This is a genomic window from Cloacibacillus evryensis DSM 19522 (assembly GCF_000585335.1).
Classification (GTDB): Bacteria; Synergistota; Synergistia; order Synergistales; family Synergistaceae; genus Cloacibacillus; species Cloacibacillus evryensis.
Window position 1 is genome coordinate 3,114,445 of sequence record NZ_KK073872.1, and the last position, 25,645, is coordinate 3,140,089.

Here is a 25,645-nt window from a genome sequence, read left to right on the forward strand (position 1 = left end):
GATATTCTCAAAGCCTACAGTTTACAGCTCGCACCCCAGAGCCTGTTCCACCGCTTTAAGGATGGCGCCTTCCTGTGTCAGGCGGATGGCGGGGACAGACTGCCTCTGCATATAGATGTCGTCCATTTCGTAGGGGATGGCGTCGGTGAGAACCTTGTAGGCGGCCTTCGTTCCTTCACCCAGTTCAAATTCTCCCAGGTCTTTCTGCGTCACCCACACGCCCCTCGCGCCGACGAGGAATTCAATGCCGAGGATTTTATAGAGATTGTCGATTATTTGCTTCGTCTTGCGGCAGGCCCAGGGCGCCATGCTTACGTGATCTTCCTGGTTTGACTTGGTGGGGATTGAATCCGCACTGGCGGGGAAGCAGAGCGTCTTGTTCTCGGAAGCGAGCGCGGCGGCGGCGCAGGTGATGACCGGGTAGCCGCAGTTGAGTCCGTGCGGTTCGCCGCTGAGCATGGGCGGCAGGCCATAGCTCAAGGTCGGGTCGCAGATGGAGAAGCTGCGGCGCTCCGAAATATTTCCGATTTCAGCCAGCGACATAGCCAGTATATCCATCGCGAACGCCACCGGTTCCCCGTGGAAGTTGCCGCCGCTCAGGAATTCCAGCTTTCCGTCTTTGCCCCAGAATACCAGCGGATTGTCGGTGGCGGCGTTGATCTCGCGCTCAAGCGTCTGCTTGGCGTATTCAAGATTGTCGCGGCACGCTCCGTGAACCTGCGGCACGCAGCGCAGGGAATAGAGGTCCTGGACTCTGGCCTGATAGACGGGGTGCATGATGTCGTTCTTCAAATGTACCTTGCGGCATTCATCGGTCGCGCGCGTCGTGCCGCGAACCAGACGCCTGATATTGGCCGCCGTCTTTTTCTGCCCTTCCTGCTTGCGGACGTCCTGTATGCGGGGGTCGAAGGCGGCCTGTTCGCCGCGCATGGCCTCAAGGCTCAGCGCGCAGGCGATCTCGGACTGCTTGATAAGCTGCTCGGCGTCAAAACAATTCAGCGCGGCCATTCCGGTGAAAATCGTCGTGCCGTTGATCAGCGCCAAAGCGTCCTTCGCTTTCAGCTGGAAGGCAACGGGGGTAATACCGGCCTTCTCCAAAGCCTCCGGCGCGGAAAGCCGTTCGCCATTATAGTACGCCTCCGCTCCTTCATAACCCATCAGCACGGCAACCATGTGCGACAGCGGCCCCAAATCACCGCAAGCGCCGACGGAACCCTGGCATGGGATAACGGGATGTACTCTCTTATTAAGCATCTCAACAAGGCGGTCAAGCGTTTTCATTCGCAGGCCGGAAACGCCCTGGCACAGCGCATTGATGCGCACCAGCATACCGGCGCGCACGACTTCCTCCGGCAAAGGGTCGCCCACACACGCAGCGTGAGAAAAAATGGCGCGCTTCTGGAACTCGTCATTCTCCTCCATAGAAATGGTGAAGTCTTTCAGCTTACCGAGCCCCGTGTTAAATCCGTAGGTCGGGGGAGCGTCCTCCGTGATCCAATGTTCCTCTATATACTCGCGCACACGGTTGATTTCATCTCTGCTCTCCTGTGCGATCTCCACTTGGGCATTCTCCCTGGCGACTTTGACTAGATCCTTAATGGTAAGATTGTGTCCGTTCAATACTATGCGTTCCATGAGCAGCCTCCATAATTATTGATAATATAGGTCAATCTCTTTTTGCTTGTACCGATTGGGGATATGCGCATCTCCTTGTGACAAGGCAAATATACGCCATTGACTCTGACATGTAAAATTGTAAAATATATATGTACCATTGGTAAAATACTATAGATGCTGTGATTTTAATTTTTTAATAAAAAGCTATCGGTAAGTCAATATATTTTAAGACAGGGGCGAGCCTGATGACGATAAGGGATATGGAAATACTGGTCGAGGTAGCAAGATGCCTGAACATGACCGAGGCTTCCAAGAACCTTTATATTTCACAGTCCACGGTGAGCCAGGTCATCGCCGGGATAGAAAGGGAATACAACATCAGGCTCTTCGAGCGTATAAACAAAAGGATCATCCTCACCGAACAGGGCAAGATCGCGGTCAGCCATTCAAAAAAGGTCCTCGATGCGTATAACGAGATGGAGATCGCGGTGCGCTTTGCGGGCGAGGAAGTGATAAGGGTCGGCAGCGACCTCATCACCTCCAGCAGTATACTGAACGATATTTGGGTGAGATACCATCGGGTATGTCCCAAGGTAAAGACGCGTATGGTGATCGAAGACGGCCATCTGCTGAAAAACAGACTTCTGGACTACGACCTGGACTTCGTACTGCTCGAATACCGCCTGCCGCACGGCGATCTTGTCAATCAAAAGATCGGGGAGGATTCTTATGTTTTGATCTGCAATCAGGAGAACGAATTTGCCGCCAGGGATTCCGTCTCGCTGACGGAATTATCCGGCGCAAACCTCATCATGAGAGAGCAGGGAAACCCCACCCGGGACCTTTTCGACAATACGGCCCGGCGTTATCACTACGATATAACCGTCGCGGATACTTACAGCAATATCGACGTTATAAAAGCAGAGGTCGTAAAGGGCGGATGCGTTTCGATCATGGCGAAAAAACTGGTGACGAACGAGCTTGCCCTGGGCAGGCTGCACAGCTGCGAGATCAGCGACTTCAAAGAAAAAAGAGAGTTTTACGTTATCTATAACAACCGCCTGAAACTGACGCCGAATTTCAAGTCGTTCATAGAAAACTGCGGCTGCTGGCCCGAATAGAAACAGGCGCGGCGCGCGGAAGCTGTCTGCGCCGCGCCAGCCTCTTCCTTTTACTTTTAACGGTCTTTCAGCTTCTCCAACAGCTTCAGCGCCGCCGGGCTCTTGCCGAGGCCGCCGAAGGTGCAGCGCAGCTCAAGCGGCAGTTTGAGGCCGACGTCGTACATCGCGGCGATCGTTTCGTCGAGCGGTATGACTTTGTCATAGCCCGCGAGCGCCATGTTCGCCGAGGCGACGGCGTTTGAGCCGCCCATGACGTTCTTGCCGAGGCAGGGGACCTCGACGCGGTTCGCCACCGGGTCGCAGGCGAGGCCGGTGATATTCTGCAAAGCCATCGAGGCGGCGTCGACGCACTGCTCCGCGCTGCCGCCCATCAGCTGCACCAGCCCGGCCGCCGCCATGCCGGAGCCGGCGCCGCACTCCACCTGGCAGCCGCCGACCTCGGCGGCGAAGGTCGCCCCTTCGGCGATGAAGATGCCGATCAGCCCCGCGGCGAGCATCGCGCGCGTGATCTCCTCTTTCGGCTTGCCGAGCGCGAGGCCCGCGCCAAGCAGCGTCCCAGGCAGACAGCCGCAGGAACCGGCGGTGGGAGCGGCGACGATGACGCCCATCGCGCTCTTCGTCTCCATGATCGCGGTGATCGATTTAATGACATTGTTGAGGATGTCGCAGGGGATGAGAGCCCCCCTTTCCCGCGCAGCCTCTATCAAGCGGGCCTGCGGCCCGAGTATCCGGTCAGCGTACTCCGTGCCGGCCAGACCCTCTTTTAGAGATCCTTCCATTATCGAGACCAGCATGCGCATCTTATCCAGGGCCTCGTCTTTAGAGGTGCCTCCGCGCGCCGCCTCATATTCGGCGGCAAGCTCCCACATCGGCATATTTCCGCCTTCGCTGAAGGCGAGCATATCCCGCGCGGACGAGAAGGGGACGGAACAATTCGCGCGCGAGAGCGTCGGCAGCATCGGCTTGACGAACACGAAGTCAAGCGCGCCCTGTACTGCCGCGGCTGCGCGCAGCGCCTCAATGTCCGGGGCTTTTGAATATTTCAGCAAGAGCAGCGAACCGTTCCCGCCCTCCACGACCTGCGCGAAATCCGGAGCGGAACCGGCGACAAGCGGCGAATCCTTCATCGCCGCCGCGCCGCCGCGGGGAAATTTCACCAGCGCCTCGCAGAAGTCGCCGCATATCGAAACGGGGAAGCCGTCATAGTTTCTCATCTCGATCATGCCGCCGCCGACCGAGACGCCCTCCCACAGGTGACGCTCGCCGCCGCGCCCCCATACCTCGATCCGGTAGTTGTTCGGATGCTCCGCGCCGTAGTCGAGTATACGGAATTCGATCTCGACGCCGGCCTCGCGCGCTAGCCGCGCGTAACGGTCGACATCCGGTTCCGTTATCTCCTTGCCGAGCATGCCGCAGACAAAGCCCATATCGGTGCCGTGGCCGTCGTGCGAAGCGGCGAGCGAGCCGTTCACGTCAAAGTCGACGACGGCGCGCAGCGGATCACCGCCGACCGACTGCCGCACGACGGCGGCGATCCGCGCCGCGCCCGCGACATGTGAGCTGGACGGCCCGCGCATCACGGGCCCGATGACGTCGTTGAAGATACTGGCTGGCATTTTATCCATGATTACATCAGCTCCCGCAGGGTTTTTTATTTTTTTCAGTATAATATTCCCGGCCAAGCCAGCCGGACATTTCGCTGTTGAGCCGCGCCCGCCGCGAACAAAGCCGCGGGATACCTTTAGCGCGAGCCAGCTTGTTTATAGTATAGTTCCAACTCCGGCTTTAACCGCCTTTTCATAGACCCTGTGCGCGATCACGATGTCAAGCGTCGCAAACCCCACCGTCTTCATCAGCGTTATCTCATCCCTGCCGCCGCGTCCGGCCGCGCGGCCCAGCAGCAGATCGCCAAGTTCTCCCGTGATCATATCCTCCGAAAAACGCCCCTCCGCCATCGGAATGAGAAACTCCCCCGCCTCACTCATGACCGCTTCACGGTTGTCGATAAAGATCTTATCCGCGCGCCTCACGATATATTCGTCAAGCTCACGTTTGTGCGGCATGAAAGTTCCTACGGCGTTTATATGCGCGCCGGCCTTCACGCGGCGGCCGTCAAAAACGGGCTGCGGGCTGGTCGTCACCGTGGTGATGATGTCCGCCCCCGACACCGCCGCCTCCGGGCTTTCGGCGGCGACAAGCTTCGTGCCGAATTTCGCGGCGGTCTCCGCCGTGCGTTTAATAAAATCAACTACTTTATCGGGCGCCATATCAAAGACACGCACCTCTTTAAGCGGCCTTGCCGTCAACACCGCCTCCAACTGCGAGGAGGCCTGTCCGCCGGTACCGAACAGCGCGCCGACCTCGGCCATTTCATTGGCTAAAAGTTCCGTGGCAAGGCCGGAGACGGCTCCCGTACGCATGCGCGTCAGCTCGGTACCGTCAAGCAGCGCGTTGACCACGCCGGTTTCGGGGTCGGCGAGCAGCACCGTCGCCGATACGGCGGGCATCCCCTTTTTATGATTCCCGGCATACGTCGAGACTATCTTGATCCCCGCCTGAGGATATTTTTTTATGTGGGCCGGCATAAATGAGGTGATGCAGCCCTCGGCTATCGCAAAATTCGTCCTCACCGGAACATCGGCCAACCCCTCTCCCTGGATCATAAAGGCCTCGCGGTCCGACTCGATGGCCTCCCTCATTGAAAAAACCTTTCTTATCTCCGCGGCGTTCAGGTATAACATACGATTCGACCTTTCTATTTTTAACTTATCAGATATCTGCTAATAATCATTATACTCACGCAATAAATTACTTTTGTCAAGCGCTACCTTCATCGGCGCGTATAATTTATAATAAATGCAGTCTCGATATTAGATGTGATAGTACGCCGCTGTTGATTGAGTAAATTTTGTCGAGAGGTGATCGGTGATGGAACTGAGAAGGGAAAATACGCTCTCTCAACTCGTTTTGGACAGCATACAAAACTCGATCAGGGATGGGGAGTTCAAGCCGGGAGAACTGCTCCCGTCCGAGCGCGAGATGGCGGAGCGGTACGGCGTGGGAAAGTCTAGCATACGAGAGGCGATAAAGATGCTGCAGGTGCTCGGTGTCGTTGAGTCGGCGCAGGGAAAGGGCACCTATCTGAAAGAATCCATCGGCCCGCAGATACTGCGTCCGCTGCTTCTGGACATGATGCTCCAGCGGTCAAGCGCAGAGGAGCTTTATGAGCTCCGGCTGATGTTTGAACAGGCCTACATGCCGCTCGCCGCCGCCAAGGCCACGGAGGATAAAAAGGCAGCGGCGCGGCGCGCGCTCGACGAATACCGGGAGCTTCAGCTGTCCCACAAGTCGGAGGCGGGAGAAGCGGACAGGGCTTTCCACAGCATAATGCTCGAAGCGACGGGCAACCAGTTCATAATCAAGATGGGCAAGCTGATAATGGAGCTCTGCCGTTCTTACATCAGCAAGAGCAGCGAGGTGCTCGACAACACGGTGATGGAAAACCATGAAAAATTGCTGCGGATATTCTGCACCGGCGACACCGAAGGATTGGAAGAGGCTGTGAAAAAATCACTGCTCGTCTTCCGGCATACGCTGGACGCGGAGATCGACGGCGGCGGGACGGACGCTTCGGTCAAGCCGTAGTCTCCTGAAAGAAGAACCGTCCGCGCGCCTTCACCGGCTGCGGAGGACTTCCAGGTTGTGGCGATATTCCGGGACCGCTTCCCAGACGGCGGTCCCAAGGTCGCAGGGAAAATCGGGGCAGAAGCCGCAGTGCGGAATGTGGCTGCTAAGCGCGCAGGCGCGGATGGCGCATTCGGCGCAGCTGACGCTCTTTTCTCCGGGCTCGAGGCATCCGGTACAGCGCAGGCGCGACGGAAGGATGAAGGAACCGCGTCCCTCGCTCTCCTGCGCGGCGGCGATCTTAGCCAGCGCAGCGTTGTCGCGCCTGGCGGTGGCCCGCCTCGCTTCGCAGGCGTCGCAGTCGATGCCGCAGCAGCCCATGTTCGCCATTTATTCTATCTCCGCCGCCGGCGAGGCGGCACGGACGACGCCGCTCGCGCGCACCTGGCAGCCGATGGCCTCAAGTTCCCCCGCCAGCGCGGCAAGGCCGTCCTCAACGGAACGCCACTCCGTTTCAAAGGCGCAGTCCACCAGGAAGAGCGCCTCCCGTGTATTTTCGTCCACGCAGGCGTCGCGCGTGTCACGGTAATTCCAGAGCCAGCAGCAGACCTTCTCGCCGTCGGCGTAAACTATCTGCGGCGGCGCGCAATCGACGACGCTGTCACCCGCGCCGAGCGGATAGAATTTTTCTCCCTCGCGGGCGTAACGCAGCACCATGTCGCCGCGCAGCTTCGTCATATCATGCGCCCCCATTGGGAGCAGGTTCAGCGCGGAGACGCAGTCATAACAGTCGACCACATCAGAAACGCTCCAGATGTCACCTTTAAAGATGCGGCGCAGCAGCGCCTCGAGCGAACAGCGGTACTTGCTCGGTTTGACTCCCATCTTTGAATAGGTCTCGCGCCAGCGGCGCACGTCCGGATGGAGCGTCAGCGTATCGGCGGATATCCCCATGTCGTTGAGGTTTGCCTCAAGCTTTTTTTTCATCTCCGCTATGCGAACATTGCGGCCCCCGGCCGCCCCTGCCCCGTCCGCTATGCGCGCGCGAAGCCAGCCGATCTTCGCGTCGGGAAAATCCTGCGTGATTTTTTTATCGATAGAAAGTTTCATTCTTTTCTCCTCCGATCCTTCGGCATACGGCGTCCGCGAGCCAGCCTACGGCCCAGCCGGCGACAGCGCCGACGGCGAAGAGCGGCAATATGTAAAGCGCCACCCTCGCGTCTCCCACTATATATGATACCACGGCGACCTGCCCCGCGTTAAAGGCCCAGGCCCCCGCCACGCTTATCCACGGCAGGGAAAAGTCCGCGCGGAATTTTTTGTACAGCAGCGCCATCACGGCGACCGCGGGAAGCGCGCCCCCCAGGCTGCAAAGGAACGAGAATATGTTTCCCGTCACGAGCCAGGCGAGCGCCACGCGCAGCAGCGTTACGGCAAAGGCCTCTTTCGTTCCCAGCAAAACGAGCGCCGCGAGAGCGAAGACGTTCGCCGCGCCGAGCTTTATCCCGGGCAGCGGCATCGGCAGCATCCCCTCGGCGACGTTCACGACGAGCGCGCAGGCTGTGAAAAGCCCTGTCAGCACTATCCTGCGGGTATCCATTGCCATCACCAGCTCACCCCGTCCACACCGCCGCCCGCGCCCTTGATCCTCACCACAAGGCGGTGCGGCAGACAGACGGCCCCGCCCCCGGCGTGCGATATCCATCCCCGGCGCACACAGGCTCCGTCAGGGCAGTCGGCGGAGACGACGGCGATACGCCCCCTCTCGACCCGTATTATGTTGAAGCCATGCGCAGCTCCCCCGCCTTGACGGACTTCGGTAATTTCATTGGGGGGCAAGCCTGCGGATGCGTCTGCCGCGCGCGCAGCCCCCTTCGATTCCACCCTGATCTCGCGCGGCGGCCCCGTCAGCGCCAGCGTTTCTATCACCATGCCGTCGCGCACGATCTCGGCTTCGAGCGGCTTCTTCTCATCATACCGGCGCTGCTGCTGGATCAGCGCGCCCGCTATCAGCAGCGCCGCGCCGGCCATCGTGACAATAGCCATCCAGCGGTCGCCGCGCCTCATGCGCCGCCCCCTGTTCGCGCAAGCGAACATGCAAAATTTCCTTCGGGGGCAAGCATGCGGGTGCGCTTCATCTTGTGCCGCCCCCTATTACCTCGACGGTGAATTTTTTATCCGTCAGTTCAAATATCTCCCTCGCCGCGGGCGTGACCAGCACTTTGTCCCCGGAGGCGAGGACGAGGACCGCCGCCAGGTCGGTGTTTTTTTCAAGGAATTTCTCCGCCCGGGCGCGTCCCATGACGAAGAGCGCCGTGCAGAGCGCGTCGGCGCGCGTAGAATCCGCGTCGATTATCGATACGGAATCGAAGTCCGATTTTGCGGGATACCCTGTGGCGGGGTCAAATATATGATGGTACCGTACGCCGTCCCTTTCAAAAAAACGTTCGTAGGGACCGGAGGTGACGACGGAGCCGTCCGAGACATTCACGACTCCGAAATACTCGCCGCGCTGCTTGTGCGGGTGCTGAAGCCCCAGCCGCCACGGACGCCCGTCGGGGGATGAGCCGATAAGGGCGAGGTTGCCGCCCAGGTCTATTATCGCCCCTCTCACTCCGTCAGAAACGAGCCTCTCCTTCAGGATATCCGCAACGCGTCCTTTAGCGATCGCGCCAAGGTCAAGCCACAGGCCGTCCGGTGCTTTGACATAGCTTTCTCCGTCCTCTTCCCTGACCTTCACGTTTTTATAGCCGCCGCCGCGCAGCACCGCCCTGACCTCGGACTCATCGGGCACGCGCGCGGCGGAAGTACCGATCCCCCAGAGGCGCACGACACGGCCGATGGCGGGGTCAAAAGCGCCGTCAGTTTCCGCCGCGATGGCAAGCGACCGTTTTATAAGATCCGCCGTCTCGGGGCCGACCTTCACCCATTCGCCGCCGGCGCGGTTGACGCGCGAGATGTCCGAGGAGGCGATGTTAGCGGAAAATAGGGCCTCAAGGCGGACGATCTCCGCGTCCGCCGCGGCGAGTTCCTTTTCGAGAAACTTTTTATCATCACCGACGAGCCGCAGCCGCACATATGTGCCGAGGCGAAAATTCTCGCCGGCCGCCTCCCGCGGACTCTCCGCGCCGCCGCCGGCGAACAGATAGAACAGGCCGGCCGCCAGCAGCAGGACCGCCGCGAAGATACATCCCCTTTTCATGACCCCACCTCCAGTTCTCTATTCATTAAAATCACAGCCGCCACTAATTATATTACAACAAACGGCCGCGGGGCGGCTCCGTCGTGGAACCGCCCCGCGGCTTTAAAGAATCTATATTGAACGTATGGGAAGAAGATTTATCGCCGTTCCATCTTCCATCCGTTACGGGCGACAAAATCGCCTGTGAGGGTCAGCTTTTCCCCGTCAAACGCAACGCCTTCGACCGTGAGCCTGTAGGAACCGCCTTTAGCGAGGCCGGATATCCCCAGCTTAAGCCCGTCCTTTTCCCTCTCTATCACGGAGACCGGATACTCCTTGCCCTTCGTGTCCCTGACCGTCACTTTTTCGGAGCCGCTCCAGGCGATGCGCGGCTTACTGCCGTCAACTCCCTGAAATTCCACCTCAAGCCTCCCGCCGCGTTTGAACTCCATCTCTTCGATACGGAGACCGCCGCCTTTGCGCGCGCCGTCCGCGCCGGACACCTGAATGCCCCCTACGGTGACATAGGGATCACGCTGCCCAGCCGAACGAAATTCTGCCTTCCAGTCCGGCGTCGCCTTGAACCAGCTTGAGAGCGAGACTTTTTTCTTGCCGGCGAAGCTGAGGCCGCTGAGTTTGAATGAATAGCGCTCCCCATCCTTCACCTTTGGAAGAAATATATCCAGCGAATCTCCGTCACGCGGGCGCAGCCCCGCCTCCACGAGCATCCCCGCGGAATCGCGGACCTCGACCTTCTCCGACTTCGTCCATACCAGATCGTCCCCGCGTACGGAATCGTCGGCCAGTTCGACATATACCAGCCCAAAATTCGCGTACATCACCTCTTCGACATAGGGCTGCGCAAAGGCCGCTCCCGCTGACAAGAGGATAAAGGCGGACAAACATACTGCCATTATTTTCTTCATCAAAGACATCCTTTCCAAGATACTTTCTTCCGTCTTGCTGCCGTAAATGATAACAACCCACCCGCGCCCTCGCGTAGTGGAAATGCCTGAGAATGAAAGAAGCAATTTGTACGAATAAGGAATAATGTTACGGGCAGGCGCCGCCAAAGAAAAAAGCGGGAGGACAACCCTCCCGCCCCGCTGATATTCCGGCTTTGTCAGCCCCTGGTCACTCGGATATCCCCTCGTCGGGATTGCCGACGAACTTCATCTTCGCCTCGAGTATGCGGTGGTTCTGCACCTCAAGCACCTTTATCTCCCAGGGGCCGTAACCGACCGTCTGCCCCTTCGAGGGGAAGTTGCCCGTTATCTCAAGGATCATGCCGGCGAGCGTGTCCACGTCCTCAAAGACCGTGTCGAACGGGTAGTTGAGCGCCTCGGCGAGGTCCTCCAGGTTGACCTGCCCCTGCACTATATAGGCGTTCTCCCCGGCGGACATTATCTCCGGCGTCTCCTTGTCATATTCGTCCTGTATGTCGCCGACGATCTCCTCTATGAGGTCCTCTAGCGTAACGAGCCCCGCCGTGCCGCCATATTCGTCGACGACTATCGCAAGGTGCTTGCGCGACTTTTTCATGATGTCCAGCGTCTCGTCTGTCTTCATCGTCTCGGGGACGTAAAGCGGCTTGCGCATCAGCTTTTCGATCGAGATCTGTTTGTCGCCGTGCGAAAGGGGGCCGAGAAGGTCCTTCGCGTAGAGGATGCCGACGATGTCGTCGATATCCTCCTTATAGACGGGAATGCGCGAATGCCCGCTTTCAAGGAAGATCTTGACCGCCTCCGCGACGCTGTCCTTTTCGTCGATCGCGTACATATCCGTGCGGGGAGCCATCACTTCCGAGACTCTCGTATCCTCAAAGGCGATGACGCCGTGTATCATCTTGCGCTCGTCCTCTTCAAGCGCTCCCGCCGCGCTGCCCTCGCTCACGATGTGATCTATCTCCTCACGCGAGATAAGGGCGCTGTAGGAGACGAGATCCATGCCTATAAGCTTGCCGATCAGTTTAAGAATGATCTGCAAAAAGGCCATCACCGGCGTCAGTATAAAATTGAAGGCGCGCAGAAAGGGGAGGCAGATCAAAAGAACGCCCTCTTTCTTGGCTATCGCCACGTTTTTAGGAAGTATTTCGCAGAAAATAACTATGAGCACAGTCATGATAGCAACTGCGACCGCGGGGCCGGCCGCGCCGAAGAGAGAGATAGCCACCGATGTGGCCACGGCGCTCGCCCCGATGTTTACGAGGTTGTTTCCGATGAGAGTTACGTTGATTGCCTTTGCTATGTTGTCTGCGAGCCAGAGAAAACCCTTTTTGCGATGCGGGTAATCGTCGGCCAGTGCTAACAGTTTTCCTTTGCCTGCTGCCGTAATCGAGGTCTCGGTCATCGAGAAATACATTGAGAACCCCATCAGTACGACGAGCAGGATAATACTGCCTGCTATGTCAGAACTCAACAAATATCATCCTCCTGATATTACAACGCCCGTTTTGGGCGATATAGGTTAGCATATCATATTATAGTTAAGTTAGCACTAATTCCGTCATCATATTTAACGCAAACACGGTAAATCGGCGTTTATAAAAATCGGCGCGAATAAGCACCGTATGCGTCATAAGCCGGCCCCTGAGTGTCCTGCGGTAAACGCATCCGCATGCTGCGGCAATTTGGATAATTTGAAAGAGTTCCCCGCCATTGGCGGGGAACGTTGCCTTGCAATCGCCGTATTAATATACGGCTCCGGTTCCAGAGCCCAAAGTTATTTAGCAACTCGCACTTCTAAACGCCGATTTACGCGATGGGGAGGGAACGGTAAACGCCGATTTACGCTTCGCCGCAGATTCCGAAAAATCCAACTTCCTCCTGCGACATTTCGTAGGGCGCGCGCCGCCCCTCCGCGTTCTTTCTTACGGGGATGCCGCGTCCGGCCAGGTATTCTTTCAGCGCGGGGATCGGTATTTCGTTGAAGTGGAAAAGCGAGGCCGCCAGTACCGCGTCGGCGCGGCCGCGCGTCAGGGCGTCGTAAAAATGCGAATATCCGCCGGCGCCGCCGGAGGCGATGACGGGGATGTTCACCGATCCGCTGATAAGCTCCGTCAGCTCGAGGTCATAGCCCGCCTTTGTGCCGTCGCGGTCCATGCTCGTCAGCAGTATCTCGCCCGCGCCGAGCCGCTCGGCCTCAACAGCCCAGCAGAAGGCGTCCATGTGCTCGGGGCGTCTTCCTCCCGCCGTATAGACCTCCCAGTAGCCGTCGCCTTTGCGTTTCGCGTCTATCGCGACAACCACGCACTGGCTGCCAAAAACTTTGGCCGCCTCGCTGATGAGGGCGGGATTTTTTACCGCCGCTGAATTCAGCGAGACTTTATCGGCCCCGGCGCGCAGTATTTCGCGGATGTCGCCGACGCTCCGAATCCCGCCGCCGACGGTGATCGGCACGAAGACTTCGGCGGTGACGCGGCGCACAAGGTCGACTACGGTCTTACGGTCGTCGCTGGTGGCGGTGATGTCAAGGAAGACGATCTCGTCGGCCCCAGCCTTTTCATAGGCCTTCGCGCATTCCACGGGGTCGCCCGCGTCGCGCAGTCCGACAAAGTTCACTCCCTTGACGACTCTTCCCTCTTTTATATCAAGGCATGGTATTATTCTCTTCGCAAACATTTTCGTTTATTCTCCCTTCGCTATTTCTATAAAATTTTTCAATATCACAAGCCCGGCCGCCCCGCTCTTTTCAGGATGGAACTGGCAGCCAAAGATGTTCCCCCGCTCGACTGCGGCGTCGAATATGAGGCCGTATTCCGAAATGGCGCTCACGTCGGCGCGCTCGGCGGCTTTTACATAGAATGAGTGTACGAAGTACATGTATGAACCTTTGGGCAGCCCGTCAAGCAGACGGTTTTCTTTGAGTGGCATGACGGAGTTCCAGCCCATGTGGGGTATCTTGAGCCCCATCTCCGCGGGAAAGCGGGGCACGCGCCCCGGCAGGATGCCGAGCCCCTTCGCCCCGGGGCTCTCCTCGCCCGCCTCAAAGAGCAGCTGCATACCGAGGCAGATCCCCAGCAGGGGCCGGCCTCCGTTCGCCGCCTCTATGACCGCCTCTTTTATCCCGCGGCGTTCAAGCTCCGCCATCGCGGTGCCGAATTCGCCGACGCCGGGCAGTATCACCGCGTCGGCGAGCAATATCTCTTTCGCCGTGGAGGCGCGCATGTTCGCAGCACCGAGGTGGTCGAGGGCGTTTTTAACGCTTTTCAGGTTTCCGGCTCCGTAGTCTATCACCGCGATCATTATTTCTTCGCCCCCTTGTGGCGCGAGGCGAGCTCGCGAAGCACTTCGTCAAAGGGCACGCCGGCCGCGATACATGCCGTAAGCAGGTGGTAGAGCAGATCGGCCGCCTCGTAGCGAAAACCATCGCGGTCGCCGGTCGCGCAGGCAAGCGCCGTTTCAACGCCCTCCTCGCCGACCTTCTGGGCTACGCGCGAAAGCCCGGACCGCAGGAGCCGCGCCGTGTAGCTCTCTTTCGGATCGTCGTCCTTCCTGACGTTCAGGTATCGCCAGAGACGGCCGAGGAAGGTGGCCTCCGTCGAATCCGCCTCTCCGCAGAGGCTGCGGTAAAAACAACTGCGCTCGCCCGTGTGGCAGGCCGGGCCCAGCGGCTCGACGATCGCCAGCAGCGTATCCCCGTCGCAGTCGACACGCAGCTCGCGCAGGCACATCCGGCTGCCGCTCGTTTCGCCCTTGTGCCAAAGTTCGCCGCGAGAGCGGCTCCAGAAGACCATCTCTTCGCACCGCGCCGTCTCCGCGAGCGCCTCGGCGTTCGCCCAGGCGGTCATAAGCACTTCGGCGGTGACGGCGTCCTGAACGACTACGGGAACAAGTCCCTTTTCGTCAAATTTTATCAATGAAAGGTCTATATTCATCATTTATCTTTTCCTCTTTTTCATCTATTCAGAGCAGGCATCCAGGGCCTCTGCGAGCGTTATGCCGCCTTCGTACAAGCTTTTTCCGACCACGGCCGCGTCAACGCCGGCCGCGGCGAGCGCGCGGATGTCGTGCAGGTCCGTCACGCCGCCGGCGGCGGCGATAAAACGGCCCCGGGCCGCGAGCGATCCGTATACGGAGGCGTCCGTTCCGGACATCATTCCGTCACGCTCCGTCTGGGTCACGAGAAACGACGAGAAGCCCATCGCGAAAAGCTTGTCCACCGCCTCGGCGGCGCTGAATTCCGTGGCGGCAAGCCATCCCGAGTGCACTACTTTGCCGTTTTTTATATCTACCGCCGCCATTATCTTGTCTCCGAAGCGGGCGCTGAGTTCCGAGGCGCGCCCCAAATCCTTGAATATGAGGCTTCCCGCCATCACGCGCCCGGCGCCGGCGGATACCGCCCGCGCCACCGCTTCGGCGCTGCGCAGGCCGCCGCCGTACTGGACGAAGAGTCCGAGGGAGGCTATCGCGGAGAGCTCTTTCAGATGTTTCGGCTCCCCCGTCCGCGCCCCTTCTAGGTCTACGACGTGGATGCGCGGGCAGCCGGCGTCACGGAAGCTTTTCGCCGCGTCGAGGGGCGAGAGCTCATAGACGCGGCGGCGCGAGTAGTCGCCCTGCGTGAGGCGGACAACTTTGCCTTCGTATAGATCCACCGCGGGAAATATCTTCACAGCCACAGCCCCTTCGTGCTGGGAGCGGTCTGCGCGGGAGCGAGCGCCTCTTTAAGCGCCAGCCCCACGCCTTTGAAGGCCGCCTCGGCCGCGTGGTGTGAGTTGTCTGTCTCAAGCAGGGCGATGTGGAGGGTCAGCCCCGCCTCGCGCGCAAAACCCGCGAAGAATTCGGGGACCAGCTCCATATCGAAATCGCCGCACTTCTGGGAGGGAAACTCCCCCTTCCACCAGAGGCCGCCCCTGCCGCTGAAATCAAGCGCCACGCGCGCGAGCGAGCCGTCCATCGGCAGCAGCGCGGAGCCGTAGCGGCGTATCGGCGCGGCGGCCGCTATCTTGCGCAGCGCCTGTCCCAGAGCGATGCCGGCATCCTCCGCGAGGTGGTGGCTGTCGACCTCGACATCACCGCGGGCTTTTATTACAAGGCCCAGGGCCGTGCGGTGACAGAGCAGGTCCAGCATGTGCGAAAGAAAGCCGCAGTTTATATCGATCGAGCGTTCGCGGCTCTCATCGCTCAGCGTCAGTTCTATCTGTGTCTCCTTGGTATTGCGTATTATCTCCGCTATCATCAGGCCGCCCTCACCGCCGAGTCTATCGCCTCCACCACGCCGAAGAGCGAGCCCCACCGCAGCTGTACGGATGAGATGCCGGCGACGAGGCGCAGCGAGACGGGCATCGTCTCCTTGATCACGCGCAGGCCGTTGGCCTTCAGCGTGCCGCCCGTCTGCACGACGTCGAAGATGCAGTCGGCAAGGCCCAGCGCCGGCGCGAGTTCCACCGAGCCGTTCAGCTTCAGCAGCTTTATCTGAACGCCCCATTCCGCGAAGGTCTTTTCGGCAAGGCGCGTGTATTTCGTCGCCACCTTAAGCCCCATGAGCCCGGAGACATGGCCGCCGAATTTTTCCGCCATCTCCTCCGGGCCGGCGACCGCCATCACGCAGCGGCCCCTGCCGGTATCGAGAAGTTCGGTGAGCTCGATGCCGGCCTCCTCTATCACGTCGCTGCCGGCGAGCGCCAGATCCGCCGCGCCGTAGTACACCATCGCGGGGACGTCGGAGGGCTTTGACAGCAGATAACGGAAACTGGTCTCCTCTATCACGAGGTTGCGCCCAGCGTCCTTTAATTTCGCGGTAGGCAGTCCCGCCCGCTCCAGAATATCCACGCAGCTGTCGAGCGAACGGCCCGTGGGAAGTGCGAATGTCAGCATGAGAGTACCTCCGATTCAAACTCGTTCAACGAGATCTCGCGGCCGCCGGGGAGCAGCGTCACCCGCCTGCCGCCTAAGTCTATCCACCACTTGTAGCCGCGCAGGGAGGCGGTCGAGAGGGACTCTTTCCTGTCTTTCGTCCAGCTCAGCTCAAAGGCGATGTTTTTCTTTGAAAGCGCGTCGGCGTAACGCAGCGCCTCCGCGTTGGCGCAGGAGCCGCCCCAGAGCATCATCAGCGGCGCGGGGGCGGGGGAGGCGCAGTGCGCGGCAAGCTCCTTAAGATTGAGGGCGAAGCCCGCGGCCTGTCCCTCTATCCCCTCTTTCGCGAGCAGCCCGTCGTAGCGCCCGCCGCCTCCGAGCAGAACGCCGTCGACAGACGAATAGGCGTTATATATGGGGCCGCTGTAGTATCCGAGGTCGCGCACGAAGCTCAGGTCGACACGCAGCCGCTCCGCATAGCCGAGCTTGCAGAGGCTGTCGCAGAGACGCTTGAGCGGCATCAGCACCGATGGATCTTCAAACAATCCCATCGCTTCGCCGATCACCGAAACGTCGCCCTTTAACGACGGCAGCCGCCGGAGCAGCAGCGTCTTATCTTCCGGAAGCGCGAGCCCGTCGAGCAGCATATTGTATTTCGTATAGGCCCGTTCCTGTAAAGCCTCTATCAGTTTCCCCGCGCGGCTCTCCGGCAGGCCGCCGAATATCCCCGCGAGGACGGAGACGTCGCCGAGCACCAGCGCCGACCGCTCGATGCTGAGCAGGTCGAGCGTGCGCAGCAGCAGCACCGCCGTCTCCGCGTCGGCCCCCGTATCCTCCCAGCCGATCAGCTCCACGCCGACCTGATTCTCCTCAAGGTTATCCTTTGGCGGCTGCGGCACGGAAAAGATACGGTCGGCATACGAAAGGCGCAGCGGCCTCTCGCTGCATGTGTGGTGGCTGCCCAGATAGGCGACCGCCGTAAGCGTCAGGTCGCCGCGCAGCACGCAGGGCTCGCCGAGCGGCGACATCAGGGGAATGAGGCGGCGCGCGCGCGCCGGAGCGATCTTGCTCCAGACGTCCTCCACAAGCTGGAACTCAGCGGGGCTGAACGGATGGTATCCGTAAAGGGAAAATAGATGCATCGCCGCGCCTCTGCAATATTCCATATTGGCCGCGATCGCTCCGCCAATGTTGCTGCACCCCTTCGGATTCCTGTTCATCGTCTTCATCCTTTCACTGTTCCAGCTATCATTTTACTTAGCTAAAGTGATAGCTTGATAATTTCGTAAGCGGGATATATAATAGCACTCGTTTGCCGCTTTTGCAAATGTGAAACACAATAAGTCCGGCAAAAACATATAATATTGAGTCATGCCCCCCGAAGGGAGGCTGACAAGAGACTGAAGGAGCCGGTAGAAATGGAGACAAATTTTAAAGCGGACGCCCTGATATTTGATATCGACGGAGTGCTGCTCGACGTGGCCCGGTCGTTTCCAGAGGTGATACGGCAGGCGGTCTTCGGCGGCTGGGAGAAATTCTGCGGCGGCATATCCGACACGCCCGGCTACAACGCGGGACATGAACGCGTATTGAAGCGTCACGGCGCTTTCAACGACGACTATGACATCGCCTGGACGCTACTTTCAATGGCCGCGGCGAGCGGCGAGAAACTTCTCTCAAAGGCGCTTCCCTCCCCCGAAAGGCTCTATTCGGAATTGGAGGACTGCCGCGCGCCGTCCCACGAATGGGCGGCGGCGCGATACGGCGCCCTCGTCCCGCGCCGCGATGTGCGGGAACTATGCGCCGAACTCTACGGCGGCAAAGGATACGGCCTGCATCTGCTCGAAAAGCCGATGATAAAGATGCACTGGAAGGAGCTGGGGCTGCCCGCAGCGATATATTCTGGGCGCAACGATCTCGAATGGGAGCTGGGCAAGGAGAGTCTCGGGTGGGAAGATTTTCCCGACGAGCTGATAATAAATTCCGACAGCGGCATCACCAAACCGTCGCCGGAGGGACTTGAGATACTTTGCCGCCGCCTCGGCGCCGCTTCGCCGGTATTCTTCGGAGACACGGCGAGCGACATGCAGGCGCAGGCGGCCTTCGGCAGGGGACGCTTCGCGGCGGTAGGTCACTTGCTGCCGGAGGCCGAGTTCCGCTATGACACTACGGAGGAGGCCGTGCGCGCGTCTGTCGCGGCGGGCCTCCTCACAGACGCCCGGTAAAGGAGAAAACAGATCATGCAGGAGACAGAAGAACTCTTCCGTTCCATGGCCCGTCCGGCGATATGGGGGATCGAGCCATACGACGCCTCGACCATAGAAGAGCCGAAGATCCGGCTTTCGGCCAACGAAAACAACGAGGGGCTCCCGCCCTCGGTCCTTGCGGCGATGCGGAGGGCGCTCGCCGGGGGCAACCGCTATCCCGACAGCAGGAATACGGCGCTGCGTGAAAAGCTCGCCGCCTGTTTTTCTCTGAGGCCGGAGCAGATAATGACCTCCAACGGCCTCGACGGCCTCTTCACGATGCTCGGCCGCGCCTTCCTCGCCCCCGGAGACGAGGTGATCTGCGGAGAATGCACCTTCGGCGTCTACGCCGATACCGCGCTCATCGCCGGCGCTTCGGTGAAAAAAATCCCGCTCGGCGAGGGATACGGACAGATACCGGCTGATTTCGCCGCCGCCGTAGGCCCCGCGACAAAGATGCTCTTCTTCTGCAACCCCAATAATCCAACCGGCACGCTGGCTGATGCCGCCTCCCTGCGCAAGATGCTGGAAGATATACCGCCGAGGGTCGCCGTGATCCTCGACGAGGCCTACTTTGACTTCACGGGAGAGGACGGCTCGGAGTCGTTCAAACTCCTTGAAGAGTTCCCCAATCTCATTATCTGCCGCACCTTTTCAAAGCTCTTCGCCCTCGCGGGGCTGCGTGTCGGCTGGGCGGCGGCCCATCCGGGACTGCTCGACTACCTCTACCGGGTGCGCGAGCCTTACTGCGTCACCTCTGTGGCCGAAGCCGGCGCCATCGCGGCGCTTGACGAAAAAGAACATCTCGGGAAGACATGCGCGGCGGTCGCCGCGGAACGCGGCAAACTCTGCGCCGCGCTGCGCCGCTGCGGGGTGGGATACATCCCCTCGCGGACAAATTTCGTGCTGATATTTCCGCGGGAAAGATACGACGGCCTCGCCGCGGCATTCGCCCAAAAGGGTATCGCCGTGCGCGGCCTCTCGCTGCGCAAAGAACGCGTCATGCGCATCTCCGTAGGATTGCCGGAAGAAAACCGGCAGGTCGCGGGAGCCATCGAGGAAATTTTCGAAATAAGTCAAACTAAGGTATAAACAATAAGTACCCCCGGGAGACAACCGTCGCCCGGGGGTATGGCGAAGTGACGCTCATATCTCAATCAGTTCAACAAAAATCCCGGCAGCAGCTGGTCTCGACTTTGTTCTATAAGCCAGCTAAATCCGGTGATATTGGCCTCGCCATTCACATAGGGGATAATGGCGTCAAACCCGCCAACCTTGGTCTTCTCGGTGTAATGGCTATTAAAAACCGTGCCTATTATGCTTTCGTGTTTAAAAATTTCATTGACTTTAAGCTTTTCCTGTGCCGCTAAGAGAGCCATCTTTGCAGACGTTCCGGTTCCGCACGGGGAACGGTCCACATTTGACGCGCCAAATACTACGCAGTTCTTTGCATTTTCACCTTCTCTATGAGCGCCAAATTCCACCAACAAGATCTTATTATTTTGCGGAATCAACGGGTGCTGAACTTTAATTTGTCTGTTCGCCTCTTCAAGTATCTCCATCCCCAGTCTGCTCATAGCCTCTGCTTCGGACGGAACTACCTCGAAACCTAAATCTTCCGCCTCAATAATAGCGAAGAAACTGCCGCCAAAGCAGATATCAACCTTAACCTTTCGAGCAAGCGACGGTATATAAAGAGAGCGGCCGGCAGCATAAACAAAGGCGGGGACATTGCGCAGGGTGGCCCCGACAGCCTCTCCATCTTTGACGTCCACAGATATCGTTACCAAGCCGGCGGGCGTATCGAGAACAACCTCCGTAACAGGTTCCTTTACTGGCACCATCTTCAAATTTACCATTGCGGAAGCTAGGCCAATGGAACCATGCCCGCACATTGACACACTCCCCCCTGTATCGCAAAACACAACCCCTGTATCAGCCTCCTCCACTGTAGGGAGCACCATAACCGCCCCAAACATATTAGCGTGGCCACGGGGCTCCATCATGATAAAACGCCGGAAGTCGTTGTGGTTTTCTCGGAAATCGTTCCACTTATCCGCCATGCTGTGCCCTTTGAGCACCGGAGCACCGCCGATCACAATACGTGTCGGTTCGCCGCAAGTATGGGAATCAACAACGGCCACCAGCTTTCCTATCTTCATTTTATTTCACCTCTCATGAATATTGATACCTCTCATAAAAAGCCAACGGTCCTTTGTTAGAAACCATGTTATTTTTAAGCTGATATAATGTATTGAATTATTTTGCTGTATTTTTCTATTTCATTTTAGCCACAAAAAACTAACAGCAAAATTATTCAAGATTATCTAAAAAAATTACCTTATCATTCTTTCATAATCTTTAATATGTGTCGTAACGGCCAGACACAGATCTACAGCGATCATAACCAAAGGAGGGAATGTTTTGAGACTTGATTTTAAGACCCTCAATATTAAGGGACTCGAGTGGGGCAAAAAAACGACGGTAATCAACAACGTCTTGTACATTAACCCCATAGAGGCTGTCGTAGCCTGCGGGACTCACCCCTATATTGAGAATATTACCCTTCACATCGCGCGTCCTGGCGAAAGCATCCGCATCATGCCAGTGAAAGATGTGATCGAACCCCGGTGTAAGACCGGCGAAGAGGGAGCTATGTTCCCCGGATTTGTCGGAGAACTTAAGCAAGCTGGTATTGGCGGAACGCTGGCTCTTAAAGGTACGGCTGTTGTTGTAACGGAAAGCAACGACACCAACGCTGTTTGCCGTACCGGCGGGTTTATTGATATGACCGGTCCAGCCGCCGAATACTGCCCTTTCTCCGTTTTGTATAACGTCGTGATGAACATACGGGTAAACGAGGAAGCGCAAGAAAACGACACACGGGTTGTAGATGACGCCTGTAAACTAGCCGGCCTCCGCCTCGCCGTCTATCTCGCCGAACATTGTAGAGACATTAAGCCCGATGAGGCAACAGTTTTCGAGACACCAGAAACGGATCCGTCACTGCCAGGCGTAGTATATGTGATGCAGATGCTGGCGCAGAACCCGCTTATAAAAGACTTCTATATTTATGGACAACTTGCTGGGGCAACCATGATACCGACGATACTTCACCCCAACGAGATTTTAGACGGCGCGCTTGTCTCTTTTGTTGGATCGCACAATACTGTATGTTCGGATAAACAGTATATGTACGAAATACAAAACGCGCCAGTGATCGAAGAATTCTACAGGCTTCACGGCAAAGACGTGCGTTTTCTCGGCGTTATCGCGCATAACGAAGTCCTGACGTTGCCCGGCAAAATCCGCAACTCTCTTTTTACGACAAAACTCGCGAAGATGCTTGGAGCCGACGGAGCGGTACTTGTCACGGAAGGACATGGAAACCCCGATGAGGACATCATGCTGAACGTGAAAAACCTTGAGAATGCCGGGATCAAAACGGTCATCGTTTCCGATGAGCTCGGAGGCAGGGACGGCAAGAGCCCAGGGTTGGCAGATTGGGTCAAAGAGTGTGACGCAATGGTAAGTGTGGGAAACACCCATGAATTATTGGCTATCCCACAAAAAATGGATACCTTCATCGGCAACGAAGCTAGCTCGGAGATACTTCATGTGTCGATAGACCATCAGCCAGAAGAGCCCGATTACTTCTATACGGAGATGATTCACGTTACCGGTTCGTGCGCTCAGGCCGGGCTTTGCAGTCTCTCAGCCAAATGGATGTAAGGAGGTGTCTATACAATGACATATAAAATACTACATTATATAAATCAGTTCTTCGCCGGCGTCGGCGGGGAGGAGACGGCAGACTACGAGCCAGAGATTAAAAAAGGCGCAGTTGGCCCGGGACTACAGATCAATAATCTCTTTCAAGGCGAGGCGGAGGTGGTGGCCACCTTCATCTGCGGAGACAACCATTTTGCCACCCATACCGGACAAGTCTTGGAGAAGTTTGACGCCGTTCTTGAAGAATACCGGCCGGACATCATCATCGCCGGGCCCTCGTTTTATGCAGGACGCTACGGTCTTGCCTGCGGGAACATCATCAAAGAGGCGGCCAAGGTCCTAAGCATCCCCGGCGTTGCCGGCATGAACGTCGAAAGCCCCGCCGTGGAGATGTTCCGCAGCAACGTCTTCATCATAAAGACAGGCGATTCCGCGCGTGACATGAAAAACGCTTTGGAGAAAATGGTGCGTTTGGCTGAAAAGCTTCTCCACAAAGAACCGATAAGCGGCGCCGATGAAAATGGCTATTTCCATAGAGGTTTCAGAAAAAATTTCCGTTTAGAGAAATGCGGCGGCAAGCGTGCCGTAGAAATGCTTCTCCGCAAAATATCCGGCAGGGAATTCGCCTCCGAGTATATACAGCCAATCCCAGAGAAGGTAGAGGCCGCTCCTCACGTCAAAGATATGAGTAAAGCCACCGTCGCGTTGCTCACGACCGGCGGGATGGTCCCAGCGGGAAACCCCGACCACATAGAGGGCTCCGCGGCGACAAAATTTGGTGTATACTCAATGAAAGGGCTTGATGCTCTTGAAAAAGGCAAGGTCGTCTCCGTTCACGGGGGATATGATACTAGCTTTGCTTATGAAAATCCCAATAGAATCGTACCGCTTGATATTTTGAGAGGCCTGGAAAAAAATGGAAAAATCGGCAAAGTCCACGATTTTTTCTACAGCACCTCCGGCACAGGAGCTTCCCTGCTAAATGGCGAAGCTTTTGGGCGAGCAATCGCGGAAATGCTGAATAAGGCGGGAGTCGACGCTGCAATCATGGTCTCAACTTGAGGATCCTGCACACGTTGCGGAGCAGCGATCACCAAGGAAGTCGAACGTTCGGGAATCCCCTGCGCGCATATTACGGCTATCGACCCGATAGCGCACACATTTGGAAGCAACAGGATCATACACGGCGACGCCATCCCCCACCCTCTCGCACCCCCCGATGCAAACCCCAAGGCCGAATATGAGGCACGTAAAACAACTGTTATGAAAGCTCTCCATTCATTGCTTGAGGAGGCTAAATAGGCGGCCGATAAGCGCATTTAGGTTCTGTGGTATTATTACGGGACCTAAATGCTCATTGTTATTTCACGGAAATTCAATGTATGGAGGGATATAGATGGCTGGGAAACGTTCCGTCCAATTAAAAAAAATCGTTAAACGTTACTGGAAATCGCGCCTTAGTGACGAGATGCGTTTCCTGGCTGCGATGTCTGCAGATGACTTACAGATATCAAGTATTCCCAAACCTCATTTTCATAATACCTTTACGATGAGCGCTCTGGAAGATGGGAGCCTGCCGATTTCATTCCATGGAGGCACCGTAATCCTGCACCCCGGAGAAATGTTGATCATCGGCCATAACATACCCCATATGGTCGACTTGGCCCATATCAACGACGCTTGTTACTACAGGACGGCAACGATAAACGAGAGTCTCCTCGACTATTCTGTTCTCGCAAAGATAAAAGAGGCAGAAAACACTATCTCAAAGATATCAGATAAAAGCCTTTGGGAAAAGTTTGTTCGTGAGCAGAGAAACATTGAAAGCGGCGATACAGACAAAATCAACACCATGAGATCACTTTCCGAGACGATGCTCTCCGAAATATCCAAGAATGTTCTGCTGCGTTTTCAGGTAACATCGCCATATATAAGGCGAATAATGAAATACATGGAAGATAATTATATGGTTGCACTTAGCCTGGAAGACCTAGCGAAAGAGGTAAACTTGAGCCCCTTTCATTTTACTCGATTATTTAAACAAGAAGTGGGGATGTCTCCTCACGCCTACGTCACACAGCTTCGTGTAAACAGGGCACAGGACTTGATACTGCGTGGTGAATCGCTGTTAGGAATCGCCTACGAACTGGGGTTTGCGGACCAGAGTCATTTCTCAAGAACCTTTTTAAAACTCACCGGCGTATCGCCGGTAAGGTTTAATACGACATCCAAAACAGATGTTATATAGGGAGGTATAAATTATGAACGCAAAACGTATGGCGGCAATTGTAGACACACATACCAGCGGCGCTCCTACAAGAATAATTATTGGAGGCGGCCCGCTTCTCAAAGGAGAAACTTTTGCCGACCACTGGCTGGATTTTAAAGAAAACCATGACGATTTTCGCCGTTTTGTAATGTGGGAACCACACGGACATGACAACATGTTCGGCGCTCTTTTGACGCGCCCTGTAAATCCGGAAGCACATTACGGGATCGTTTTTATGGACAGCGACAGCAGCGTTTCCATGTGCGGACACGGCTCAATAGGAGTCTCACGTACATTAATAGACTTAGGGATGATCGAGAAAAAAGAACCCTATACAGAGGTAGTACTAGAAGCTCCGGCTGGGCTGGTAAAAGTCAAAGTCGAGGTAAGAAACGGCGTCGTCGGGGACGTAATTCTGCGAAACGTTCCTTGCTTCGTACAGATGAAGGATGTTGGGATAACTCTTCCATCTACTGGTCAAAAGATCAAGCTTGATATCGCCTTTGGTGGAAATTATACGGCGATGGTCCCCGCAGATCAGTTCGGCTTCAATATCGACCCCAATGAGATAAAGGAGATGATCCCGTTAGGGATAGAGATCCGAGACGCGGTCAACGATCAGATAAAATTCCAACATCCGACCAATCCGGCACTGAATAAAATAATTCTCACAGAATTCACTTTGGACGCTCCCCAAGGAGAGGCGAAACGCAATTTGGTCACTTGGGCCGCGGGGCAGCTCGCCCGCTCCGCCTGCGGTACAGGGACAAGCGCGCGTCTGGCCTGCCTGGCAGACAGGCGGCAGCTCGCCCCCGGCGTATGGTTCGACCACGCGGGCGTCACAGGCAGTATTTTCAACGGTTCATATGAACCCGGCCCAAAGGTCGGCGAATTTAATACCATTATCCCTTACATAAAGGGGCGCTCCTATGTAACCGGTTTCAACTGGCTCATCCAGCAGGAAGGCGATGAGTTAGCGGACGGATTCCTTATCAAGAGATAACGAATCTATTTCAGCAAAATTTTATAAAACAGATCATATGTCTCTACGGAGATGTACT

The 25,645-nt window shown here is 57.0% G+C and carries 26 protein-coding genes; 8 read left to right on the forward strand and 18 right to left on the reverse strand.

Translation table 11 applies throughout. The features are described from left to right. Positions 1 to 21: 21 nt before the first annotated feature. The gene (locus CLOEV_RS13940; RefSeq protein ID WP_034444483.1) at positions 22 to 1,635 is read right to left on the reverse strand and encodes an HAL/PAL/TAL family ammonia-lyase; all 1,614 of its coding nucleotides are present in this window, start codon (positions 1,633 to 1,635) and stop codon (positions 22 to 24) included. Between the two features lie 227 nt (positions 1,636 to 1,862). Between CLOEV_RS13940 and CLOEV_RS13945 the strand changes: the two genes are divergently transcribed. Next, complete coding sequence (locus tag CLOEV_RS13945; RefSeq protein ID WP_034444484.1) at positions 1,863 to 2,738, forward strand: LysR family transcriptional regulator; 876 nt, start codon at positions 1,863 to 1,865, stop codon at positions 2,736 to 2,738. Positions 2,739 to 2,794: 56 nt separating this feature from the next. Here the strand turns inward: CLOEV_RS13945 and CLOEV_RS13950 are convergent, their stop codons facing one another. Beyond that, positions 2,795 to 4,363, reverse strand: a complete 1,569-nt coding sequence (locus tag CLOEV_RS13950) for an L-serine ammonia-lyase, iron-sulfur-dependent, subunit alpha (RefSeq protein ID WP_051485189.1) — start codon at positions 4,361 to 4,363, stop codon at positions 2,795 to 2,797. 135 nt (positions 4,364 to 4,498) lie between these two features. Beyond that, positions 4,499 to 5,479 carry an ornithine cyclodeaminase gene (locus CLOEV_RS13955; RefSeq protein ID WP_034444486.1) on the reverse strand — a complete coding sequence of 327 codons (981 nt, stop codon included), beginning with the start codon at positions 5,477 to 5,479 and terminating at the stop codon, positions 4,499 to 4,501. Between the two features lie 187 nt (positions 5,480 to 5,666). Here CLOEV_RS13955 and CLOEV_RS13960 point away from each other — a divergent pair, with 187 nt between their 5' ends. After that, entirely contained in the window at positions 5,667 to 6,383 is a 717-nt protein-coding gene (locus CLOEV_RS13960; protein ID WP_034444488.1) for a FadR/GntR family transcriptional regulator, read from the forward strand. 30 nt (positions 6,384 to 6,413) lie between these two features. On the opposite strand, the gene CLOEV_RS13965 is transcribed toward CLOEV_RS13960, so the two are convergent. From CLOEV_RS13965 to CLOEV_RS14030, 14 genes are all read right to left on the reverse strand, one after another. Next, positions 6,414 to 6,752, reverse strand: a complete 339-nt coding sequence (locus CLOEV_RS13965) for a DUF3795 domain-containing protein (protein ID WP_008709446.1) — start codon at positions 6,750 to 6,752, stop codon at positions 6,414 to 6,416. After that, on the reverse strand, positions 6,753 to 7,472 hold the full coding sequence (locus CLOEV_RS13970; RefSeq protein ID WP_034444490.1) for a B3/B4 domain-containing protein: 720 nt from the start codon (positions 7,470 to 7,472) through the stop codon (positions 6,753 to 6,755). Then, on the reverse strand, positions 7,453 to 7,968 hold the full coding sequence (locus CLOEV_RS13975; protein WP_008709443.1) for a Gx transporter family protein: 516 nt from the start codon (positions 7,966 to 7,968) through the stop codon (positions 7,453 to 7,455). Before CLOEV_RS13975 ends, CLOEV_RS13970 begins: the two co-directional genes overlap by 20 nt. Then, positions 7,968 to 8,459 carry a NusG domain II-containing protein gene (locus tag CLOEV_RS16240; RefSeq protein ID WP_156938437.1) on the reverse strand — a complete coding sequence of 164 codons (492 nt, stop codon included), beginning with the start codon at positions 8,457 to 8,459 and terminating at the stop codon, positions 7,968 to 7,970. The genes CLOEV_RS13975 and CLOEV_RS16240 overlap by 1 nt, the downstream gene beginning before the upstream one ends. Positions 8,460 to 8,496: 37 nt before the next feature. After that, positions 8,497 to 9,564 carry an FAD:protein FMN transferase gene (locus tag CLOEV_RS13985; protein WP_034444493.1) on the reverse strand — a complete coding sequence of 356 codons (1,068 nt, stop codon included), beginning with the start codon at positions 9,562 to 9,564 and terminating at the stop codon, positions 8,497 to 8,499. Positions 9,565 to 9,701: 137 nt separating this feature from the next. Then, on the reverse strand, positions 9,702 to 10,469 hold the full coding sequence (locus CLOEV_RS13990) for a hypothetical protein (RefSeq protein WP_034444497.1): 768 nt from the start codon (positions 10,467 to 10,469) through the stop codon (positions 9,702 to 9,704). A gap of 208 nt (positions 10,470 to 10,677) precedes the next feature. Then, complete coding sequence (locus CLOEV_RS13995) at positions 10,678 to 11,961, reverse strand: hemolysin family protein (RefSeq protein ID WP_034444499.1); 1,284 nt, start codon at positions 11,959 to 11,961, stop codon at positions 10,678 to 10,680. Positions 11,962 to 12,329: 368 nt separating this feature from the next. Further along, positions 12,330 to 13,163, reverse strand: a complete 834-nt coding sequence (gene hisF / locus CLOEV_RS14000; protein WP_034444502.1) for an imidazole glycerol phosphate synthase subunit HisF — start codon at positions 13,161 to 13,163, stop codon at positions 12,330 to 12,332. 6 nt (positions 13,164 to 13,169) lie between these two features. Continuing rightward, positions 13,170 to 13,787, reverse strand: coding sequence for an imidazole glycerol phosphate synthase subunit HisH (gene hisH, locus CLOEV_RS14005; protein WP_034441430.1), 618 nt, complete (start codon positions 13,785 to 13,787; stop codon positions 13,170 to 13,172). Continuing rightward, complete coding sequence (gene hisIE, locus CLOEV_RS14010) at positions 13,787 to 14,422, reverse strand: bifunctional phosphoribosyl-AMP cyclohydrolase/phosphoribosyl-ATP diphosphatase HisIE (RefSeq protein ID WP_008709430.1); 636 nt, start codon at positions 14,420 to 14,422, stop codon at positions 13,787 to 13,789. The genes hisH and hisIE overlap by 1 nt, the downstream gene beginning before the upstream one ends. A gap of 21 nt (positions 14,423 to 14,443) precedes the next feature. Continuing rightward, the gene (locus CLOEV_RS14015; RefSeq protein WP_008709428.1) at positions 14,444 to 15,154 is read right to left on the reverse strand and encodes a 1-(5-phosphoribosyl)-5-[(5-phosphoribosylamino)methylideneamino]imidazole-4-carboxamide isomerase; all 711 of its coding nucleotides are present in this window, start codon (positions 15,152 to 15,154) and stop codon (positions 14,444 to 14,446) included. Then, entirely contained in the window at positions 15,151 to 15,720 is a 570-nt protein-coding gene (locus tag CLOEV_RS14020) for an imidazoleglycerol-phosphate dehydratase (RefSeq protein WP_008709426.1), read from the reverse strand. Before CLOEV_RS14020 ends, CLOEV_RS14015 begins: the two co-directional genes overlap by 4 nt. Beyond that, complete coding sequence (gene hisG, locus CLOEV_RS14025) at positions 15,720 to 16,358, reverse strand: ATP phosphoribosyltransferase (protein WP_008709424.1); 639 nt, start codon at positions 16,356 to 16,358, stop codon at positions 15,720 to 15,722. Before hisG ends, CLOEV_RS14020 begins: the two co-directional genes overlap by 1 nt. Further along, positions 16,352 to 17,557 carry an ATP phosphoribosyltransferase regulatory subunit gene (locus CLOEV_RS14030; protein ID WP_008709422.1) on the reverse strand — a complete coding sequence of 402 codons (1,206 nt, stop codon included), beginning with the start codon at positions 17,555 to 17,557 and terminating at the stop codon, positions 16,352 to 16,354. Before CLOEV_RS14030 ends, hisG begins: the two co-directional genes overlap by 7 nt. A 198-nt stretch (positions 17,558 to 17,755) precedes the next feature. On the opposite strand from CLOEV_RS14030, the gene CLOEV_RS14035 reads away from it, so the two are divergent. Next, positions 17,756 to 18,562: an HAD family hydrolase gene (locus tag CLOEV_RS14035; protein WP_051484797.1), complete on the forward strand. Its 807-nt coding sequence runs from the start codon at positions 17,756 to 17,758 to the stop codon at positions 18,560 to 18,562. A gap of 15 nt (positions 18,563 to 18,577) precedes the next feature. Next, the gene (hisC, locus tag CLOEV_RS14040) at positions 18,578 to 19,675 is read left to right on the forward strand and encodes a histidinol-phosphate transaminase (protein ID WP_051485128.1); all 1,098 of its coding nucleotides are present in this window, start codon (positions 18,578 to 18,580) and stop codon (positions 19,673 to 19,675) included. 65 nt (positions 19,676 to 19,740) lie between these two features. Here hisC and CLOEV_RS14045 read toward each other — a convergent pair whose 3' ends face one another. Then, on the reverse strand, positions 19,741 to 20,745 hold the full coding sequence (locus CLOEV_RS14045; protein ID WP_034444504.1) for a proline racemase family protein: 1,005 nt from the start codon (positions 20,743 to 20,745) through the stop codon (positions 19,741 to 19,743). A 262-nt stretch (positions 20,746 to 21,007) separates the two neighbouring features. On the opposite strand from CLOEV_RS14045, the gene CLOEV_RS14050 reads away from it, so the two are divergent. The 4 genes from CLOEV_RS14050 (at position 21,008) to CLOEV_RS14065 (ending at position 25,587) form a co-directional block, all read left to right on the forward strand. Continuing rightward, positions 21,008 to 22,315, forward strand: a complete 1,308-nt coding sequence (locus CLOEV_RS14050; protein ID WP_034444506.1) for a glycine/sarcosine/betaine reductase component B subunit — start codon at positions 21,008 to 21,010, stop codon at positions 22,313 to 22,315. Between the two features lie 15 nt (positions 22,316 to 22,330). Then, the gene (locus CLOEV_RS14055) at positions 22,331 to 23,617 is read left to right on the forward strand and encodes a glycine/betaine/sarcosine/D-proline family reductase selenoprotein B (protein WP_245591136.1); all 1,287 of its coding nucleotides are present in this window, start codon (positions 22,331 to 22,333) and stop codon (positions 23,615 to 23,617) included. Between the two features lie 94 nt (positions 23,618 to 23,711). Further along, the gene (locus CLOEV_RS16245; RefSeq protein ID WP_051485129.1) at positions 23,712 to 24,563 is read left to right on the forward strand and encodes a helix-turn-helix domain-containing protein; all 852 of its coding nucleotides are present in this window, start codon (positions 23,712 to 23,714) and stop codon (positions 24,561 to 24,563) included. A gap of 13 nt (positions 24,564 to 24,576) precedes the next feature. Then, positions 24,577 to 25,587, forward strand: a complete 1,011-nt coding sequence (locus CLOEV_RS14065; RefSeq protein ID WP_034444510.1) for a proline racemase family protein — start codon at positions 24,577 to 24,579, stop codon at positions 25,585 to 25,587. Positions 25,588 to 25,645: the final 58 nt, after the last annotated feature.

What these genes read in the sequence shown, in the direction of transcription:
- CLOEV_RS14035 (WP_051484797.1), top strand. Translation starts at nt 17,756, where the DNA reads ATGGAGACAAATTTTAAAGCGGACGCCCTGATATTTGATATCGACGGA.
- CLOEV_RS13975 (WP_008709443.1), bottom strand. Translation starts at nt 7,968, where the DNA reads ATGGCAATGGATACCCGCAGGATAGTGCTGACAGGGCTTTTCACAGCC.
- CLOEV_RS14020 (WP_008709426.1), bottom strand. Translation starts at nt 15,720, where the DNA reads ATGATAGCGGAGATAATACGCAATACCAAGGAGACACAGATAGAACTG.
- CLOEV_RS14065 (WP_034444510.1), top strand. Translation starts at nt 24,577, where the DNA reads ATGAACGCAAAACGTATGGCGGCAATTGTAGACACACATACCAGCGGC.
- CLOEV_RS16245 (WP_051485129.1), top strand. Translation starts at nt 23,712, where the DNA reads ATGGCTGGGAAACGTTCCGTCCAATTAAAAAAAATCGTTAAACGTTAC.
- CLOEV_RS13985 (WP_034444493.1), bottom strand. Translation starts at nt 9,564, where the DNA reads ATGAAAAGGGGATGTATCTTCGCGGCGGTCCTGCTGCTGGCGGCCGGC.
- CLOEV_RS13950 (WP_051485189.1), bottom strand. Translation starts at nt 4,363, where the DNA reads ATGGATAAAATGCCAGCCAGTATCTTCAACGACGTCATCGGGCCCGTG.
- hisG (WP_008709424.1), bottom strand. Translation starts at nt 16,358, where the DNA reads ATGCTGACATTCGCACTTCCCACGGGCCGTTCGCTCGACAGCTGCGTG.
- hisF (WP_034444502.1), bottom strand. Translation starts at nt 13,163, where the DNA reads ATGTTTGCGAAGAGAATAATACCATGCCTTGATATAAAAGAGGGAAGA.
- CLOEV_RS13940 (WP_034444483.1), bottom strand. Translation starts at nt 1,635, where the DNA reads ATGGAACGCATAGTATTGAACGGACACAATCTTACCATTAAGGATCTA.
- CLOEV_RS13965 (WP_008709446.1), bottom strand. Translation starts at nt 6,752, where the DNA reads ATGGCGAACATGGGCTGCTGCGGCATCGACTGCGACGCCTGCGAAGCG.
- hisH (WP_034441430.1), bottom strand. Translation starts at nt 13,787, where the DNA reads ATGATCGCGGTGATAGACTACGGAGCCGGAAACCTGAAAAGCGTTAAA.
- CLOEV_RS13945 (WP_034444484.1), top strand. Translation starts at nt 1,863, where the DNA reads ATGACGATAAGGGATATGGAAATACTGGTCGAGGTAGCAAGATGCCTG.
- CLOEV_RS13970 (WP_034444490.1), bottom strand. Translation starts at nt 7,472, where the DNA reads ATGAAACTTTCTATCGATAAAAAAATCACGCAGGATTTTCCCGACGCG.
- CLOEV_RS13955 (WP_034444486.1), bottom strand. Translation starts at nt 5,479, where the DNA reads ATGTTATACCTGAACGCCGCGGAGATAAGAAAGGTTTTTTCAATGAGG.
- CLOEV_RS14045 (WP_034444504.1), bottom strand. Translation starts at nt 20,745, where the DNA reads ATGAAGATAGGAAAGCTGGTGGCCGTTGTTGATTCCCATACTTGCGGC.
- hisIE (WP_008709430.1), bottom strand. Translation starts at nt 14,422, where the DNA reads ATGATGAATATAGACCTTTCATTGATAAAATTTGACGAAAAGGGACTT.
- CLOEV_RS13960 (WP_034444488.1), top strand. Translation starts at nt 5,667, where the DNA reads ATGGAACTGAGAAGGGAAAATACGCTCTCTCAACTCGTTTTGGACAGC.
- CLOEV_RS14030 (WP_008709422.1), bottom strand. Translation starts at nt 17,557, where the DNA reads ATGAACAGGAATCCGAAGGGGTGCAGCAACATTGGCGGAGCGATCGCG.
- CLOEV_RS13990 (WP_034444497.1), bottom strand. Translation starts at nt 10,469, where the DNA reads ATGAAGAAAATAATGGCAGTATGTTTGTCCGCCTTTATCCTCTTGTCA.
- CLOEV_RS16240 (WP_156938437.1), bottom strand. Translation starts at nt 8,459, where the DNA reads ATGTTCGCTTGCGCGAACAGGGGGCGGCGCATGAGGCGCGGCGACCGC.
- hisC (WP_051485128.1), top strand. Translation starts at nt 18,578, where the DNA reads ATGCAGGAGACAGAAGAACTCTTCCGTTCCATGGCCCGTCCGGCGATA.